Origin of the sequence: Rhizobium changzhiense, assembly GCF_013087625.1 — a bacterium.
Taxonomy (GTDB): domain Bacteria; phylum Pseudomonadota; class Alphaproteobacteria; order Rhizobiales; family Rhizobiaceae; genus Rhizobium; species Rhizobium sophorae.
Window position 1 is genome coordinate 151834 of the sequence record NZ_JABFCQ010000002.1, and the last position, 17248, is coordinate 169081.

The 17248-nt window shown below is 60.3% G+C and carries 20 protein-coding genes and 1 tRNA gene; 12 read left to right on the forward strand and 9 right to left on the reverse strand.

The genetic code is table 11. The annotated features are described in order from the left end of the window. Nucleotides 1–97: 97 nt before the first annotated feature. The 3 genes from G9X68_RS10095 (at nt 98) to G9X68_RS10105 (ending at nt 2467) form a co-directional block, all read left to right on the forward strand. A tRNA-Leu gene (locus G9X68_RS10095) sits at nt 98–182 on the forward strand. 200 nt (nt 183–382) lie between these two features. Beyond that, on the forward strand, nt 383–1867 hold the full coding sequence (gene tig, locus G9X68_RS10100) for a trigger factor (protein ID WP_171602281.1): 1485 nt from the start codon (nt 383–385) through the stop codon (nt 1865–1867). A 177-nt stretch (nt 1868–2044) separates the two neighbouring features. Then, nucleotides 2045–2467 carry a nuclear transport factor 2 family protein gene (locus G9X68_RS10105; protein WP_171602282.1) on the forward strand — a complete coding sequence of 141 codons (423 nt, stop codon included), beginning with the start codon at nt 2045–2047 and terminating at the stop codon, nt 2465–2467. A gap of 133 nt (nt 2468–2600) precedes the next feature. Here G9X68_RS10105 and G9X68_RS10110 read toward each other — a convergent pair whose 3' ends face one another. The 6 genes from G9X68_RS10110 to map all read right to left on the reverse strand — a co-directional run bounded on the left by G9X68_RS10110 (nt 2601) and on the right by map (nt 10173). Then, complete coding sequence (locus G9X68_RS10110) at nt 2601–4370, reverse strand: B12-binding domain-containing radical SAM protein (protein WP_129420718.1); 1770 nt, start codon at nt 4368–4370, stop codon at nt 2601–2603. Nucleotides 4371–4529: 159 nt separating this feature from the next. Beyond that, nucleotides 4530–5333, reverse strand: coding sequence for an endonuclease/exonuclease/phosphatase family protein (locus G9X68_RS10115; RefSeq protein ID WP_171603042.1), 804 nt, complete (start codon nt 5331–5333; stop codon nt 4530–4532). 167 nt (nt 5334–5500) lie between these two features. Continuing rightward, entirely contained in the window at nt 5501–6907 is a 1407-nt protein-coding gene (gene sthA, locus G9X68_RS10120; RefSeq protein ID WP_168316679.1) for a Si-specific NAD(P)(+) transhydrogenase, read from the reverse strand. Between the two features lie 220 nt (nt 6908–7127). Continuing rightward, nucleotides 7128–8315: an alpha-hydroxy acid oxidase gene (locus G9X68_RS10125; protein ID WP_171602283.1), complete on the reverse strand. Its 1188-nt coding sequence runs from the start codon at nt 8313–8315 to the stop codon at nt 7128–7130. 186 nt (nt 8316–8501) lie between these two features. Next, complete coding sequence (gene radC, locus G9X68_RS10130; RefSeq protein ID WP_171602284.1) at nt 8502–9329, reverse strand: RadC family protein; 828 nt, start codon at nt 9327–9329, stop codon at nt 8502–8504. A gap of 7 nt (nt 9330–9336) precedes the next feature. Then, nucleotides 9337–10173, reverse strand: a complete 837-nt coding sequence (map, locus tag G9X68_RS10135; protein WP_003558931.1) for a type I methionyl aminopeptidase — start codon at nt 10171–10173, stop codon at nt 9337–9339. Nucleotides 10174–10421: 248 nt separating this feature from the next. Here map and G9X68_RS10140 point away from each other — a divergent pair, with 248 nt between their 5' ends. The 3 genes from G9X68_RS10140 to G9X68_RS10150 all read left to right on the forward strand — a co-directional run bounded on the left by G9X68_RS10140 (nt 10422) and on the right by G9X68_RS10150 (nt 11714). Continuing rightward, nucleotides 10422–11081, forward strand: coding sequence for a TetR/AcrR family transcriptional regulator (locus G9X68_RS10140; protein ID WP_171602285.1), 660 nt, complete (start codon nt 10422–10424; stop codon nt 11079–11081). A gap of 130 nt (nt 11082–11211) precedes the next feature. Continuing rightward, nucleotides 11212–11385, forward strand: a complete 174-nt coding sequence (locus G9X68_RS10145; RefSeq protein ID WP_171602286.1) for a hypothetical protein — start codon at nt 11212–11214, stop codon at nt 11383–11385. Next, complete coding sequence (locus G9X68_RS10150; protein ID WP_003558937.1) at nt 11382–11714, forward strand: DUF6105 family protein; 333 nt, start codon at nt 11382–11384, stop codon at nt 11712–11714. Before G9X68_RS10145 ends, G9X68_RS10150 begins: the two co-directional genes overlap by 4 nt. Here the strand turns inward: G9X68_RS10150 and ruvX are convergent. Next, the gene (gene ruvX / locus G9X68_RS10155; RefSeq protein ID WP_168316804.1) at nt 11651–12145 is read right to left on the reverse strand and encodes a Holliday junction resolvase RuvX; all 495 of its coding nucleotides are present in this window, start codon (nt 12143–12145) and stop codon (nt 11651–11653) included. The two genes, G9X68_RS10150 and ruvX, sit on opposite strands and share 64 nt — an antisense overlap. Nucleotides 12146–12375: 230 nt before the next feature. On the opposite strand from ruvX, the gene G9X68_RS10160 reads away from it, so the two are divergent. From G9X68_RS10160 to G9X68_RS10180, 5 genes are all read left to right on the forward strand, one after another. Beyond that, nucleotides 12376–13080 (forward strand): metal-dependent hydrolase, encoded by a 705-nt coding sequence (locus tag G9X68_RS10160; RefSeq protein ID WP_171602287.1) that lies wholly within the window; start codon nt 12376–12378, stop codon nt 13078–13080. Nucleotides 13081–13149: 69 nt separating this feature from the next. Next, complete coding sequence (gene gatC, locus G9X68_RS10165) at nt 13150–13437, forward strand: Asp-tRNA(Asn)/Glu-tRNA(Gln) amidotransferase subunit GatC (protein ID WP_171602288.1); 288 nt, start codon at nt 13150–13152, stop codon at nt 13435–13437. Between the two features lie 57 nt (nt 13438–13494). After that, on the forward strand, nt 13495–14976 hold the full coding sequence (gene gatA, locus G9X68_RS10170) for an Asp-tRNA(Asn)/Glu-tRNA(Gln) amidotransferase subunit GatA (RefSeq protein ID WP_171602289.1): 1482 nt from the start codon (nt 13495–13497) through the stop codon (nt 14974–14976). After that, complete coding sequence (locus G9X68_RS10175) at nt 14967–15467, forward strand: GNAT family N-acetyltransferase (RefSeq protein ID WP_171602290.1); 501 nt, start codon at nt 14967–14969, stop codon at nt 15465–15467. The genes gatA and G9X68_RS10175 overlap by 10 nt, the downstream gene beginning before the upstream one ends. 21 nt (nt 15468–15488) lie before the next feature. Further along, nucleotides 15489–15764, forward strand: coding sequence for a hypothetical protein (locus G9X68_RS10180; RefSeq protein ID WP_168308763.1), 276 nt, complete (start codon nt 15489–15491; stop codon nt 15762–15764). Between the two features lie 49 nt (nt 15765–15813). On the opposite strand, the gene G9X68_RS10185 is transcribed toward G9X68_RS10180, so the two are convergent. Then, entirely contained in the window at nt 15814–16071 is a 258-nt protein-coding gene (locus G9X68_RS10185) for a YjhX family toxin (protein ID WP_168308764.1), read from the reverse strand. Nucleotides 16072–16381: 310 nt separating this feature from the next. On the opposite strand from G9X68_RS10185, the gene G9X68_RS10190 reads away from it, so the two are divergent. Continuing rightward, the gene (locus G9X68_RS10190) at nt 16382–16891 is read left to right on the forward strand and encodes a GNAT family N-acetyltransferase (RefSeq protein WP_130682417.1); all 510 of its coding nucleotides are present in this window, start codon (nt 16382–16384) and stop codon (nt 16889–16891) included. Nucleotides 16892–16895: 4 nt separating this feature from the next. Here G9X68_RS10190 and G9X68_RS10195 read toward each other — a convergent pair whose 3' ends face one another. After that, nucleotides 16896–17207, reverse strand: a complete 312-nt coding sequence (locus tag G9X68_RS10195) for a DUF1294 domain-containing protein (protein WP_171602291.1) — start codon at nt 17205–17207, stop codon at nt 16896–16898. Nucleotides 17208–17248 lie beyond the last annotated feature (41 nt).

The window sequence follows — 17248 nt, forward strand, 5'->3', positions numbered from 1 at the left end:
CGTTCATTTTTCCTTTGCCTCGACCAAATCGGGTGATATAGAGACGCCGCGCTCCGGAAGGCCTCATGCGCAGGCATAGGCATGCGGTTTTGTGAACGCGGGTATGGTGAAATTGGTAGACACGCCAGATTTAGGTTCTGGTGCCGCAAGGCGTGGGAGTTCAAGTCTCTCTACCCGCACCAAGCTGTTTGCAGGCGGGAGACTAAGAATCGGTTGTTCCAGAACAATTGAGAGTTGTCCCGAATAGCCCGCGAGTGCCATTCCGCTTTGGGCGGAATGATATGGAATTGGGAAAAGCCACGCGCGGCAGGATCGCCGGCGTCGTGCTCATCGAAACGAACGGCGTCTGGGCACGGCCGCCACGAAATGAAGGTAGGAAGACATGCAGGTTATCGAAACGCTCGCTGAAGGGCTGAAGCGCGAAATCAAGGTCGTTATCCCGGCCAAGGACATGCAAGACAAGATGAATGAGCGTCTTGCCGATGTGAAGGACAAGGTTCGCATCAACGGCTTCCGTCCGGGCAAGGTCCCCGCTGCTCACCTGAAGAAGGTCTACGGCAAGTCGATCATGGCCGACCTCGTCAACGAGATCGTCCGCGAGCAGCCGGCCGCCATCCTGTCCAGCCGCGGCGAGAAGTCGGCCACGCAGCCGGAAATCGCCATGACGGAAGACAAGGACGAAGCCGACAAGATCCTCGCCGCCGAGCAGGATTTCGAATTCACGCTCTCCTATGAAGTGCTGCCGCCGATCGAACTGAAGTCGGTCAAGGGCATCAAGGTCACGCGCGAAGTCATCGACATCTCGGACGACGAAGTCAACGAGCAGGTCCTGAAGGTCGCCGAAAGCGCCCGCGCCTATGAGACCAAGACCGGCAAGGCCGCGAATGGCGACCGCATCACCATGGATTACGTCGGCAAGGTCGACGGTGAAGCCTTCGAAGGCGGCACCGACCAGGGCGCCGAATTGGTGCTCGGCTCCGGCCGCTTCATTCCGGGCTTCGAAGACCAGCTCGTCGGCGTCAAGGCCGGCAACGAGAAGACCATCACCGTGACCTTCCCGGCCGACTACCCGGCCAAGAACCTCGCCGGCAAGGAAGCGACCTTCGACGTCACCGTCAAGGAAGTTGCAGCACCTGCCGATGTCGAGATCAACGACGAACTCGCCTCCAAGCTCGGCATCGAATCCGCCGACCGCCTGAAGGAAATCGTCCGTGGCCAGATCGAATCGCAGTACGGCTCGCTGACCCGCCAGAAGCTGAAGCGTCAGATCCTCGACCAGCTCGACGAGATGTACAAGTTCGAGACCCCGAACTCGCTCGTCGACGCCGAATATAACGGCATCTGGAGCCAGGTGAACAACGACCTCGCCCAGTCCGGCAAAACCTTCGAGGACGAAGACACGACCGAGGAGAAGGCTCGCGAGGAATACAAGGTTCTCGCCGAGCGTCGTGTCCGCCTCGGCCTCGTTCTCTCCGAAATCGGCGAAAAGGCCGGCGTCGAAGTCAGTGAAGACGAGATGCAGCGCGCCATCTACGAGCAACTGCGCCAATATCCGGGCCAGGAAAAGCAGATCCTCGAATTCTTCCGCAGCCAGCCGGGTGCCGCCGCTTCGATCCGCGCACCGATCTTCGAAGAGAAGGTCATCGATCACCTGCTGACCGAAATCGACGTCACCGACAAGAAGGTGACCAAGGAAGAGCTGCTCGCCGAGGAAGAAGGCGAAGCCAAGGCCGAAACCAAGAAGGCCGCACCGAAGAAGAAGGTTGCCGCCAAGGCCGAAGCAGCTGACTCCGGTGAAGGCGAAGAAGCCGCACCGAAGAAGAAGGCTGCTCCGAAGAAGAAGGCGGCTGACGAAAGCGCCGAATAATCGCTTTTCAATTATGAAGTTTGGAAGGCCTCGCCATCGTGCGGGGCCTTTTTTCTATTATCCAAGGCAGTATTCATTCTCGCCGCCTACTCCATTGTGTCTATTCATGCGGAACAACAAAGAGTTGCATTAACATATAATTGGATGCAGATTTCGTTGATGGTAGGAGGACCTGAAATGACTGCAAAGCATGACATGAAGAAGCTCGTGGAGGAAATCTATGCTGTGCGTGACCGTGGCGATGTCGAAGCTACGCTGGCGCTGATCGGCGAGAATTGCACCTTTCGCATGGTCGGCAGTACACGGATGGCGCCGTTTTCGACTGAATCAAGCGGGCATGCTTTTCGCCAGGCGATAACGCAGCTAATCGCAGTGTGGGATCTATCGAATATCGGGACAGCCGGCATCTATGTGGACGAAGATGAGCATATGGTCTTTGCCCACCGCGAAGGCGAGGTCAGGCACATTCCATCGGGCGTGAGCTTCCATACGGAATTCGTCGACAAGATCCATTTCCGAGATGGGAAACCGGTCAAGATCGTCGAATTCGTCGACACGCTGCAAGTGGCCGAAACGACCAAGATGATCCAAGTGGCTTAAAGGGCCACCAAAGTCGGAGCCTTCAAAGCGCGTTGTCAAACTTGATTCATGCGACGCGCCTTAGCGACATACATTGGCTTTAGAGTTTGGTGCCGCCCATGTTTTCGGGTCAGCAGCCGTTCAGAATTACTGCTCAATGCGCTGTCAGTTGCGCAACTTTCCTGACATGGCTGACGGCTGCGGCGCCGCCGGCGGTCTGTGTGAAGAGGTGGAGCGTTTCTTCTTCGTCATCGGCGACCGGCGTCAGAGCCTGATCCATATAGGTCTTCGACTTCGCATCCCTTGAAATCAGAAATGCCGAAATCGTCAGGCCAATGATCGTGCCGGCGAGCGAAGCGTGTTTGCGGAAGGTTTCCCAGGCAAAGCGCGGCCAGAAGACCAACGGATTTTCACGCGGCAGGTCCGGGCGCCGCTCCGACGGCGTCTTCAGGCGCAGCAGCCCGCTTTGCAACGGATGCACGTTTTCCAGCGGCACGGTGGTCGCGAAGGAGACGAGAACCTTGACGAGCCTTGCGAGCGGCACCCCGGTCGCCACGGCGCGGCGCAGCAGCGTCTTCATATGATCAGGCGAATAATAAAGCGCCCAGGCCTCGTGGTAGATGTCTTCCCATTCCTGCTTGCTCATCTTCGGATGCGCGGTGCATACATGCTCGACATCGTAGATGTTGAGATCGGCATCCATCTCGACGCCCTTCTTCCACAGGACCTGATGGTCCTCGGAGCCGGGCAGCGGCGTCAGGATGAAGAATTCGATGACGTCGAGCGGCAACTCTTCCTGGATGATCGCGATGTCGCGGCGGATCGATTCCGGCGTATCGGCAGGGAAGCCCAGGATATAACCGGCGAGCGTCATGATGCCCTGTGCCTTCCAGGCGAGCAGCATCTTGCGGTATTCGGTGATCTTGTTCTGGTTCTTCTTGGCGGCGGTCAGATTGTCCGGATTGACGTTTTCGAGGCCGATGAAGACGCGGGTGACGCCGGCGCGCCTGGATTTCTCGATGAAATTGGGGATCTTATGGCAGAGCGTGTCGACCTGGATCATCAGGCCGAGCGGAATGCCGTCCCGCTCCTTGAGTTCGATCAACCGGTCGAAGATCGCTTCCCAATCCTTGTTGCGGGCGAAATTGTCGTCGGTGATGAAGAATTTGTGGATGCCCTGCGCCCAGTTCATCCGCACCAGCTTTTCGACGTCGTCGGCCGAACGGAAGCGCGACTTGCGTCCCTGTACGTTGATGATGGTGCAGAACGAGCACTGGTAGGGACAGCCACGTCCGGCATCGAAGCTGGTGCTGAGCCCGAGCGTGCGCTGGATATTGTCCTTCGGCAGGAAGGGAACCGGCGTGCCGCCGATGCCGGGAAGGTCGTTCATGAAATTATAGAGCGGCTTCAGCTCGCCGGCGGCGGCGTCGCGCAGCACCATGTCGAGCCGGCCCTCGGCCTCGCCGGCAAACATCGAGATGCCCATGTCGCGGCAGGCGTCGAGCCCGACCGCCTTGCCATCCAGCATCGACAGGCAGCCGGAAACATGGAAGCCGCCGATCGACACCGGCAGGCCGGCATCGCGGAAGGGGCGGGCGATATCGAGGGCGCGCGGATATTGGTTGGTCTGGACGCCGACGAGCGCGATCATGCCGAAATTGTCGTGACGCTTGAATTGCGCCAGCAGTCCGGCGATATCGATCCGCGTATTGGTCTCGTCGATCACGGTGATGTCGATCGCCGTATCGTCTCCGAGCACCTTGCGCTCGGCGCATTCGGCGGCAATGCCGTAGAGCGCCGCGAGCGAATTGGAGGGGATCATCGCCCGCCACCAGCGGATGACGTAGCCGTCGTCGTCATAATGCGACGGCTTGATCAGGATCAGCTGAAAACGTCTGCGCGCAGCTTCCAAGACATGGGACAAGAGTATCTATCTTTCTTTAGAAGCTTTTGCCCGAAGGCAAAATGGCGTTGAAGGCATATACAAGCACGACGTATCAATGCGATTTAGGCGGTCAAACTAAGGCGTAAAAAAACGGCACGGCGCGCAAACGCGTCGCGAAGTGTATCATTCCTCAATATACTACCCGATATCGAGCAGCAATGCGCGATGGTCGGAGACTTCGGGCGCCTCGACCACCTCGAATTTGGCAACCTTCACCCCTGGCGTCACCAGCATGTAGTCGGCAAAGCGGCCCTGCTTCAGATAGTAGGAGGTCCGCGTGTCTACAAGGCCGTTTCCGGTGACAAGGTCGGAAAGCCCGAGTCGGGCGAGAATCGCAAAGGTCGCGCTGTCAGGCAGCACGTTGAAATCGCCGCAGACGATGAGCCCTTCGTCGCCGGGCCAGACGCGCTCGATGAGCTTGACCAGTGCTACGGCCTGGTCGTCGCGCGCCGGGGTGTCGCCCTTGCCTGCGGGATCGCGCAGGCCATGCATGTGGGCGATGGTCACGGTAGAAGCGTGCTCATGGCTGAAGAGACGGATGCAATGGGCGTTTCGCGGCCGCGGATGCTCGCCCCAGCCATCGGCGGAAAAACGGCCATGCACGAAATCCAGCCCTTGGGCGATGACGGAGTGGGTTTTGCGCACGAAGGTCGCCAGCCCGAATTCGGCGACAATGGCAGTATCGCCGTCGAAGAGTTCGCCTCTCGATGTCGGGCAGAAGAAGCCGTCGTGGCCGGGCAGGGCGGTGCTGATCTCGGTAAAGAGATTGAAGCGCTGCGGCAACTCGACATCACCGTCCCGATAGATCGACCAGCCCGAGCGGCTGCCGGGTGTGCGCAAAACCTCCTGCAGGCACAGCACGTCGGGATCTCCCTCGGTGACGTAGGTAATCAGGGCCTCATGCAGCCTACCGCCCCATGCGTTCAATGAAATGATGCGCAACACGATACGGCTCCGTTTTGGCGGCCGGACTTAGAGCGGTTCAGCTTTTTAGCGGAAGCGCAGAACCGCTCTATCCTTTTGCTTTTACGCAATTCCGGACGGAAAACCGCTTCACACTTTTCCTGGAATTGCTCTAGACGGCAGTTCCCTCGACGATGCGACGGACTTTAGAGCTCCGACTTGATGTCGCCCATCCGGTTCCAGGCATCGAGGCCGGCGATCTTGTAGGCTTCGGCGAGCGTCGGATAGTTGAAGGTGTTCTCGACGAAATATTCGACGGTCCCTTTGAGATTAAGCACGGCCTGGCCGATATGCACCAGTTCGGTGGCGCCTTCGCCGACGATATGCACGCCGAGCAGGCGTCGCGTCTTCAGCGAGAAGATCAGCTTCAGAAGCCCGGTGTCGAGGCCCATGATGTGACCGCGCGAGGTTTCGCGGAAGCGGGCGATGCCGCATTCATAGGGAATGCCACGCTCCTTCATCTCTTCTTCGGTCAGGCCGCAGGTCGAAATCTCCGGCACGGCATAGATGCCGTAGGGGAAATATTTCGGCGGTTCCTTGGCGACCGCGCCGATCGCGACGCGGGCGGCGATGCGGCCCTGTTCCATCGAGGTCGAGGCAAGGCTTGGAAAGCCGACGACGTCGCCGGCGGCGTAGACGTTGGCAACCGATGTCTGGAACGTTTCCGGATTGACCTTGAGACGGCCGCGGCTGTCGGCTTCGAGGCCGATGGCGGGAAGGTTCAGCGTGTCGGTCGCGCCCATGCGGCCGGCGGCGAACAGCACCATGTCGGTCGTCAGGCGCCGGCCACTGTCGAGCGTCAGCTCGACCTTGCCGTTTTCAAGCGTCTCCACCTTGTCGGCCTTCTGGCCGAGCAGCAGCTTCATGTTGCGGTCGCGCAGCTGGTAGGTAAAATCCTCGATGATTTCCTTGTCGATGAAGTCGAGCATCGTCGCCTTCGGGTCGATGACGGTGACGGCGGTGTCGAGCGCGCTGAAGATCGTCGCATATTCGATGCCGATGACGCCGGCGCCGATGACGACCATCGATCGCGGCAGGTCCTGTATGTCGAGCAGTTCGTCGCTGTCGAGAACGGTCTTGCCGTCGAAGGGGATGTAATCGGGGCGGAACGGCTTTGTGCCGACGGCAAGCAGCACGCTGGCGCCGGTGACCTGCGTGGTCTCGCCGTCATCCTTGATCACTTGCAGCGTCGACGCATCGATGAAACTCGCCTTGCCGCGAATATGCTGTACGCGGTTGCGGGCGAACTGGTGCTCCAGCACCTCGACCTCATGGTCGAGGGTGATCAGCAGGCGACGACGCAGGTCTTCGGCGCTGATCTCCTGCTTGACGCGGTAGGCCCGTCCGTAAAAGCCGCGTTCACGCCAGCCGGAAAGGTTGAGCGCAGTCTCGCGCAGCGTCTTCGAGGGAATTGTGCCGGTGTGGACCGACACGCCGCCGACGCGTTTGCCCTGCTCGATGACGAGCACTTTCTTGCCGAGTTTCGCAGCCTGGATCGCGCCGCGGCGCCCTGCGGGACCGCTACCCACCACAACGAGATCGTACTGAAACATCATCAAGCCCCGGATTGGAAAGGAATCATTTTGCAACGCAAAATGTCGCCCGTCCATCGTTAGCCGGTCAATGTTACAGATTGTTTTACGGCGGCCTGATTGGTCCTGACGGGTGCTTTTTCGGGCAAGTGAGCCCTTCGGGAAACAGCTTTACGCCATGGGTCGTAGCCGACGGACACCGGCAGGCGGCGCCAGCCATGCTCGACGGCGCGACGGCATTTCATGCGCGGGTGATGTAGTCCGCGGAAATATCGCTCACTTTGGTGACGCCGAGCAACGCCATATTGCTATGCAATTCCGTCTTCAGGATATCGGCCGCCTTAAGCACGCCCGGTAGGCCCGCAACGGCTGCGGCATAAAGGAACGGCCTGCCCACGAACACGAAACAGGCCCCGAGTGCGAGGGCCTTCATGATGTCCGTTCCACGTCGGAAACCGCCGTCGACCATGACGGCAACGCTGTCTCCAACACGGGACGCAATCTCCGGAAGGACCTGAAGGGGAGATGCGGTACCGTCGAGCTGGCGGCCGCCATGGTTGGAGACGATCACTCCATCCGCCCCGGTGTCGACAGCCCGCGCCGCGTCGTCAGGATGCATGATCCCCTTGACCACAAGTTTGCCGGACCATCGGTTGCGTATCCGCTCCAGATGGTTCCAGTTGAGATGGTCGCGCCTGCCGAAATCGCGCGTCACATTCGAGGAGATGATCGGCGCGCCTCTTGTGGCATAGGAATTTTCAAAATGCGGAATGCCGTGCCGGGCGATCGTGCGCAGGAATGTGCCGGTAGTCCAGCGCGGGTGCGAGATGCCCTGCCATGCCAGGCGGAGACCGGGACGCAGAGGCGTCGAAAATCCGGCCCTTACATTGTTTTCACGATTTGGCAGCGTGGCTGTGTCCACGGTCAGCAGAAGTGTCTGCAAACCGGCCGCGCCGACGCGATCGATGAGAGCGTCGATACGGTCGGGTTCGCCGGGCAGATAGGCCTGAAACCATGCTTGCGGCGAAACCGCAGCGATCTCTTCCAAAGGGATAAGCGATGAACCGCTTATGATCATCGGGATTCCCGATTGATCCGCTCCTTGCGCGAGCACGATGTCACCCCGATAGGCCATCAGCGCGCTGATACCCATCGGCGCGATGCCGAAGGGTGCGGCATGGGTCTTGCCGAAGAGGCTCGTCTCGGTGCTGCGTTTCGAGACGTCCCGAAGGACACGAGGCCGGAAGGCATAGGCCTGGAAAGCCTCTGCATTATGCCGTAGCGACGCATTCGTCTCGGTTGCGCCGGCGATATAACCGAACAGGGGCTTTGGCAGATGTCGCCGCGCCTTTATTTCAAAGTCATCGAGGCAGAGCACGTCGCGGCAGAGCCGGGTCGATCGATCGGTGTTGCCGCTGCGGATCGTCATGGAGCTTCATCTTCTCGGTATTTCGGGCGGGCATTGTCCAGGCTGTGGTGGTGCAGGACTGCATACAATCCCGCACCACCGACTGCTGTCAACTCCAGCATTCCTCAGTCTTCTCGCGGGATGGACCGGGGCATGATCGACGCGCCGGGGCTCTGCATCTCGTCGGCGACCGGCCGCAGTGTTTGTTCAGATCAGCTTCAGCCCCTTCAGGCTGACATGGCCATCCTTGCCGATGATGACGTGGTCGTGGACGGTGATATCGAGCGCCTTGGCCGCATCGATGATCACCTTCGTCATGTCGATGTCGGCGCGCGATGGCGTGGGATCGCCGGAGGGGTGGTTGTGCACGAGGATCATCGCCGTTGCCGAAAGCTCAAGTGCGCGTTTGACCACCTCGCGCGGATAGACCGGCGTATGGTCGACCGTGCCGCGGCCCTGCACCTCGTCGGCGATCAGCACATTGCGCTTGTCGAGGAAGAGGATGCGGAACTGCTCGCGGGTCTCGTGCGCCATGGCGGCATGGCAATACTGGATAACCGAAGACCACGAGGACAGGACCTGTTTGCTCCTGAGTTCGCTCTTCAGCGTCCGGTGGGCGACAGTCGAGATCAGCTTCAGGTCGAGCGCCACGGCCTCGCCGACGCCCTTGACCTCCATCAGCAGCGCCTGAGGCGCACCGAAGACGCCGGAGAGCGAGCCGAACCGTTCGATCAGCGCCTTGGCGATCGGCTTGGTGTCGCGCCGCGGGATCAGGCGGAAAAGCAGCAGCTCGAGGATTTCGTAGTCGGCAAGCGCGGTGTCGCCGAGCTCGCGGAAGCGGTCACGCAACCGCTCGCGATGGCCGTGATAATGCTCTTGGCCAACAAGCGAGGCGGGCAGGGCGGTCCTGGCATTCGTTACCGACGGTTTTTGGGGCTGTCCTGCAAAGAACGAACGTTCGTCGGCGGCAATGGGCTCTTGCGTCTCGAAAGGCAGCTCGTCGTCGGAAGATGTCGAAACAGGCCCCTTCGCCATCGGACCGTCACCCGTTGTGCGACGGCAGGCCGGGGCGGTCGAGCCCACCCGGCGACAGCGTGAAAATCTCGCAGCCGTCGGAGGTGACGCCGACCGTATGTTCGTACTGGGCTGAGAGCGAGCGGTCGCGGGTGACCGCCGTCCATCCGTCGGCCAGCACCTTCACATGCGGTCGGCCGAGGTTGATCATCGGCTCGATGGTGAAGATCATGCCTTCGCGCAGCTCCGGCCCTTCATTGGCGCGGCCGTAATGCAGGATGTTCGGCGAATCGTGGAACAGCCGGCCGACACCATGGCCGCAGAAATCGCGCACCACTGAACAGCGCTCGGCTTCGGCATAGGTCTGGATCGCCTCGCCGATCGCGCCGGTGCGGGCGCCGGGCCTGACGGCGGCAATGCCGCGCATCAGCGATTCATACGTGACCTCGAGCAGCCGCTCGGCAGCACGCTTGACGACGCCGACGGGATACATCCGGCTGGAATCGCCATGCCAGCCGTCGAGCACGAAGGTGACGTCGATATTGACGATATCGCCGTCACGCAGCGGCTTGTCGTTCGGAATGCCGTGGCAGACGACATGGTTGATCGAGGTGCAGGTCGATTTGGTGTAGCCGCGATAGTTCAGCGTCGCCGGATAGGCGCCGTGATCCATGCCGAAATCGAAAACGAACCTGTCGATCTCATCGGTCAACAGGCCGGGCTTGACGATGTCGGCAAGCGCATCGAGGCAGCGCGCGGTCAGCTGGCATGCCCTGCGCATGCCCTCGAATGCTTGCGCGTCATAAAGCCGGATGGCGCCCGTATTCTTCGGGGGCGCGGTAGAGGCTTCGATATAGTTCACCATTGCAGGGCCTTAGTGGAGAATATTAGAATTGTTCATAATGTAGCTATGCCGGGTTCGTCCATCGCGATCAACCGCCAGGACGAGATTTCTGAACCGATCCGATCCGCTCAACGTGCAGCCATCCACATCCGTTCGACGGACAATCATCGGTCCGGCTGGAATATCCACAATCTTCCCAAAGGGATAGGATTGATTGCATGAAGCCTCCCCGCTACTCACCGGTTGGTGACAGCGGGGAAGGGTCGATCATGCTGAATGAAGCCGTAAATCTTGAAAATTCACCTGGGACCGGCGAGGGGCCGGAACGGCGCGTGCGTGATCGCGGCGCCACCGAGCGCACAATTCTTGCCGCCGCCAAGGGGCTGCTCGCCGAGGAAGGCTTCCAGAATTTCGGCATCAACGCGGTCGCCCGCCGCGCCGGTTGCGACAAGCAGTTGATCTATCGTTATTATGGCGGCCTCGACGGCCTGATCGAAGCGATCGGCGCCGATCTCGGCACATGGGTGAAGGATCGCATTCCGGAAGACGCCGGCGGCATGTTCCTGCTCACCTATGGCGACCTGATGGAGCGGCTGTCGCTTCTTCTCCTCGACGCCTTGAGAAACGATCCGCTGATGCGCCGCATCCTCGCCTGGGAGATATCGGAAAACACCGAGCAGGTGAGGCGGTTGTCCGAGGCGCGTTCGAAGGCGCTCGCCTTGTGGCTCGAGCGCATGCGCGGCTCGCTGGCGCCGCCGAAGGGCGTGGATGCAACGGCCGTCAATGCCGTCGTCATCGCCGCGATCCAGCACCTTGTGCTCGCCGCCGCAGCCGGCGGGCAGTGCGCCGGCCTGTCGCTGAAAACGCCCAAGGACTGGGAGAAGGCGGCGACGGCGTTGAAGCGCATCGTGCGCGGCGTCTATGGCTGATACCTGCCTCATCCACAGGGGGCAGGCCTCACGTTAACCTTAACAAATGGTTTACGTTGCGTGGGGGTGTTTAACCCGACAGTGTGGCGGTGAGCAGAGATAGTATGAGTAGAGTCCCCGAGTGACGCCCATGGGAACCAAGGTCGCTAAAGTCGCGTTTCTGGTGACGGCGATGATGTTTTTCGCAGTCCTGGCGCTGGATATCGCAATTCCCGCGCTGGTGCTTTGCATCATGGCATTGTCGACCTGGTTGGTCTCCCTCGATCTGCCCGTGGCGCGCAAGCATGGAGGAGAGGCCGCATGAAGTGGTTTCTGATCTTCTGGGCCGGTCCCATCGTCTTTCTGGGCGGATGGTACTGGCTCTCCTATTACGACATGAGTTTTGGCATCTTCATGCTGAGCCGGCAGGTCCATGACCTGACCTTCGAGCTTTACGGCAAGGCGCTCGGCATTCCGCCGGAGACCATCCCGCCGCTCGTTGCCCGCGCGATCGCGGTGGACAGCCTCGTCGTCTTCGCCATTATCGGCCTTCGGAAGCGCAAGTCGATCATCGCCTGGTGGAAGGCGCGTCAGGCGCTGAATTCATCTCCGTCAGACCTTGCCAGCAAGGAAAGCCTGTCGAGCGCGCCTTGAAGGATGAAGCTTGCCGCGGCCGAATCGATCCGTTCGGCCCGCTTGGCGCGCGAGACGTCCATTTCGAGCAGCGTCCGTTCGGCGGCAACCGTCGAAAGCCGCTCATCCCAATAGACGAAGGGCAGCGCCGTCTTCTGCTCCATATTACGCACGAAGGCGCGCGTCGCCTGCACACGCGGACCCGCTGATCCGTCCATATTCATTGGCAGGCCGATGATGAAGCCTGCGACCTTTTCCGATTGTGCGAAATCCAACAGCGCCTGGGCATCGATGGTGAACTTGACGCGGCGGATCACTGTGCGCGGCGTGGCGAAACGCCGCCCGAGATCGGACATCGAAAGCCCGATCGTCTTGGTGCCGAGATCGAGGCCGGCAATCGCCTGTCGCGGGGCAAGCATCTCGGCCATTTCCTCGATCGTCAGCACCGTCATCGCCGTTTCATCCCGTCAAAACAAATTGAAGTCGCCGCCGCTTTTCTTTGCGGCCGTATGAGATATGTCCTTAGAGCATGATGCCGAAAAGTGTGAGCGGTTTTCGGACGACATCATGCTCCAATTCTTTGATTGAGATGCGGATTCAGATTTTGGGCCGATCCGGCCCAAAATCATCCGGATCTCTCATCCAAACCGCCTTTTACATCACGTAATAAAGGAGAGATTTCATGAAGATCACATGGCTCGGCCATTCCGCCTTCCGCATCGAGACATCAAAGGCGAAGATCCTGCTCGACCCGTTCCTCAGCTATAACGCCTCCTTTTCCAGCCAGGATATCAAGGATGTATCCGCAGGCATCACCCATATCTTGTTGACGCATGGCCATGGCGACCATGTCGGCGATACCGTGGCACTCGCCAAGGAGACCGGCGCCGTCGTTCTCGCCAATGCCGATCTCGCCGCCTGGCTCGGCTCCAAGGGCGTCGACAAGATCGAGATGGGCAATACCGGCGGCACGATCGCACTCGGCAGCTTCTCGGCGACCTTCACCAATGCGCTGCACTCCTCCGCCCAGATCACCGAGGACGGCGTCTCGCATGCGCTCGGCAACGCCAACGGCCTGATGCTGCATTTCGACGACGAAGCCTCGATCCTTGCCATGGGCGATACCCATATCTTCTCCGACATGGCGCTGATCAATGAATTGCACCAGCCTGATATCGGCTTCGTGCCGGTCGGAGACCGCTTCACCATGGGCGGCGCGGTGGCAGCACTTGCCTGCCGGCGCTATTTCAACTTCAAGACCGCGATCCCCTGCCATTACGGCACCTTTCCGATCATCGACCAGACGGCTGAAAAATTCGTTGCCGGCATGGAGGGATCGAAGACGGATGTGAAGGCAATCAGGCCTTCCGAGAGCCTGTCGATCTGACGAAACCCCGTTGCACACGGCGGACATGGCCTTTATAGCGGGTAGGAAAAATCCTATCCGGAGAATGCCATGTCCGTCGATCTTGCCACTGTGAAGCGCGTCGCCCGCCTTGCCCGTATTGCCGTCTCCGAGGACGAGGCAAATCGCATGGTCGGCGAGCTGAACGGCATCCTTGGCTTCGTCGAGCAGCTCTCCGAAGTGAATGTCGACGGCGTCGAGGCGATGACGTCGGTGACCCCGACGGCAATGAAGAAGCGGAGCGATGAGGTGACCGACGGCAGCAAGGCAGCCGATATCGTCGCCAATGCGCCCGTCACCGACCACAATTTTTTCCTGGTGCCGAAAGTCGTCGAATAAGGCGTCGAAGCCTCTTTCCGACCCTGTTGCCATTTCCAGATCTGAAGCGAAAACACGATGAGCGAACTCACCAGCCTGACCATTGCCGAAGCCCGCCAGAAGCTGCGCGCCAAGGAAATCACCGCGATCGAACTCACCGAAGCCTATATCTCGGCGATCGATGCGGCCAATGGCCGGTTGAACGCCTATATCAAGATCACGCCGGATCTTGCCCGCGTCATGGCGAAGAACTCCGACGCGCGCATCGCCACCGGCAAGGCGGGCGAACTCGAAGGCATTCCGCTCGGCATCAAGGATCTCTTCGCCACCGTCGGTGTTCACACCCAGGCCTGCAGCCACATTCTCGATGGTTTCGAGCCGCGTTATGAATCGACCGTGACGCAGAACCTCTGGGATGACGGCGCCGTCATGCTCGGCAAGCTGAACATGGATGAGTTCGCCATGGGCTCCTCCAACGAGACCTCGTATTATGGTGCGGTGATCAATCCCTGGCGTGCGTCAGGCTCCAACCAGCAGCTCGTGCCCGGCGGCTCCTCCGGCGGCTCGGCCGCAGCCGTCGCCGCGCATCTTTGCGCCGGCGCCACCGCGACCGATACCGGCGGCTCGATCCGCCAGCCGGCTGCCTTCACCGGCACCGTCGGCATCAAGCCTACCTATGGCCGCTGCTCGCGCTGGGGCACCGTCGCCTTCGCCTCTTCGCTCGACCAGGCAGGCCCGATCGCCCGCGACGTACGCGACGCCGCCATCCTTTTGAAGTCGATGGCAAGCGTCGACGCAAAGGACACGACATCGGTCGATCTGCCGGTGCCGGATTACGAAGCAGCTCTCGGCCAGTCGCTGAAGGGCATGAAGATCGGCATTCCGAACGAATACCGTGTCGACGGCATGCCGGATGAGATCGAGACCCTCTGGCGCCAGGGCATCGCCTGGCTGAAGGATGCCGGCGCCGAGATCGTCGACATCTCGCTGCCGCACACAAAATATGCCCTTCCGGCCTATTACATCGTCGCTCCCGCCGAGGCATCCTCGAACCTCGCGCGTTACGACGGTGTGCGCTACGGCCTGCGCGTCGACGGCAAGGATATCGTCGACATGTATGAGAAGACGCGTGCCGCGGGCTTCGGCAAGGAAGTCAAGCGCCGCATCATGATCGGCACCTATGTGCTGTCGGCCGGTTATTACGATGCCTATTACATCCGCGCCCAGAAGGTGCGCACGCTGATCAAGCGCGATTTCGAACTCGCCTTTGACGCTGGTGTCGATGCCATCCTGACGCCGGCAACGCCGTCGTCGGCCTTCGGCGTTGCCGATGAGAACCTCGCCGCCGATCCGGTGAAGATGTATCTGAACGACATCTTCACGGTGACGGTCAACATGGCAGGCCTGCCCGGCATCGCCGTGCCGGCCGGCCTCGACCATAAGGGCCTGCCGCTCGGCCTGCAGCTGATCGGCAAACCCTTCGATGAGGAAACCCTCTTCAAGACCGCTCATGTCATCGAGCAGGCAGCCGGCCGGTTTACGCCGGCCAAGTGGTGGTAACGGATCTAACGATCCGAAGAATAACGGCTGCCGACCACGAAACGGTCGGCGCCGTCGGCTTTGCCGCATGGGCCGCCAGCGATGCCTTCGAGGACAACTATCTCGATCCCGATGTAATCGCCAGGGTGCGGCACGAGTTCGCCATCTTTCCTAAGGAAACGAAAGGCGAGATCGTCGTTGCCGAACGGGGCGGGACGATTCTCGGCTGGGGCGCGCGTGAAAATCAACCGAATTATGTGTCCGACCTCTGGGTGCATCCCGACCACCAGGGCAACGGCGTCGGCCGGGCTCTCCTGCTTCATTTGTGCGAGCTGATGGCGGCAGAGGGGCTGGCGACTGCCAGGCTCGACACGCATGCCAGGAATGAGCGCGCGATCTGGCTCTACGAACGCTGCGGCTTCACGATCATCTGGCGCGGCCGCGAATTTTCGAAGAGCATGGGCGTTGAACTTCAAAAGGTGCATCTGGAGAAGCGGTTGCCTGACCGATAGCGGGAACCAGGAGGGGGTCTTATGGCGAACAATGATCTTGCGCAATTAATCGAGGCATTCGATCGCCTCTCTGCCGGCGGTTTCGCCATGGGTGCGGATTGGCAGGCGGTGCACGACATCTGCCAGCGCCACGAAGGCGAACAGCCGTTCGATTGGGGGCACGCCCTTTGCCATCGCATCGAGGGCGATGACTGGAATGCCGACTACTGGTATCGCCGCGCCGGCAAGGCGCGGGGCACGGGCACGATGGCAGACGAGTGGTCGGCGATGCGGACGGAACTCTCTGCAAAGGTTTGAGGCGACACCCCCGATCGCCCCGTTCGAGACGCGATCGGGAGTGCCACTATTACCTGTTGTTCAGCTGAGACCTGACCAACTTCAGCCCTCTTTCGGTGATCCGGTAGGGGTGGCCGCCTGAGGACTTGATTGCCTTCAGCCGCTTCAGCCTGCGGAAGAGATCGAGGTCGACCCCGGGATAGAGCCAGCCGTCGCGAGTGAAGCAACTGACCGCCTCGATCTTCCTGTCGTCGTCGCGGGTAATTTCGATGCGGCCGCCTTGGGCCATGAGATGCAGGATTCGCTGCTCCGTGCGAGAAATGTCCATATGTTGAGATCCGGTATCGCGCCCGGCAGGGCGCACAAAAACGATCTGGCGCTCATTCGAACGTCAGGGCTTCGTTTTTTTCGGGCCTATGCGCGCAAGGAAACTTGCGGGCAGGGCCTTTACCGGGTCTCAGGCAGGCTCAACATAAAACACCTCGATAAGACCTATTATTCAGCCCGGAAAATTCGGTCAAGACGTGTTTGCCTCTCAAAACCAGCCGAAAACCGCGGTTTCGGTCGATCATCCTGTTGGAGCTACTGGTAAAATCCGCGACTCAATGGTCTAGTTGAGGCGTAACGCGGAGGTGTCGTTGATCCACATTCGCAATGCCCGCGACGGTGAAGCGGAGCTATTGAGCGAGATCGGGCTCAGGGCCTGGCAAAAGGCGATGGCGTCGATCGGCGAATCGGACGCGATGATCGACGCGGCGCGCAACGCCTTCCGGAACTTCGTGGAAAACGACTGGCTGACCATCACCGTCGTCGAGCAGAACGGCCAGGTCGCGGGCTGGGCGGCGCGTGAGGGATTGGACGAAACCATCTCGGATTTCTGGATCGATCCCGCATTCACCCGCCAGGGTCTCGGTTCGGCCCTTCTCGTCCGCATCGAAAAGGAGATTGCCGATCAGGGCTTCGAGAAGGCGGCGATGCAGACCCATTCCGGCAATAGCGAGGCGATCGGCTTCTTCCAGAAGCACGGCTATAGCATTCATTGGCTTTCGGTTGCCTACAATCCAAAGCTCGACCGCGACGTGCCCTCCGTTGGACTGACGAAACAGCTCGTTTCGGACGGCCAAGGTGGATATGGCCAGGAATTCTGACGCTTCAAAAATCCTGAGGAAGCAGAAGGCCCCATTGCGGCACGAAGGCCAGGATGGCAATCAGCGCGCCGTGCAGGATCAGGATCGCCGCCAGGATTGACCGGAACGGCTCCTTTCTCGTCTTGTGCCGCAGCAACTGCTGTGCCGCCACCGCGCCAAGGCTGCCGCCGATCAGCGCCAGCAAGAGAAGTGTGCGCTCGCTGATGCGCCGCTTGCCGTGGCGCGCCGCCTGCTTGTCCCTGAAATAGATCGAGAATACTAAAAGGTTCAGGGCCAGAAACAGGAAGGCCCATTTGATAATATCGATCATCGTCATAGGGGAACCCTACCGCGGCTCCGTTAATGGACGGCAAAACC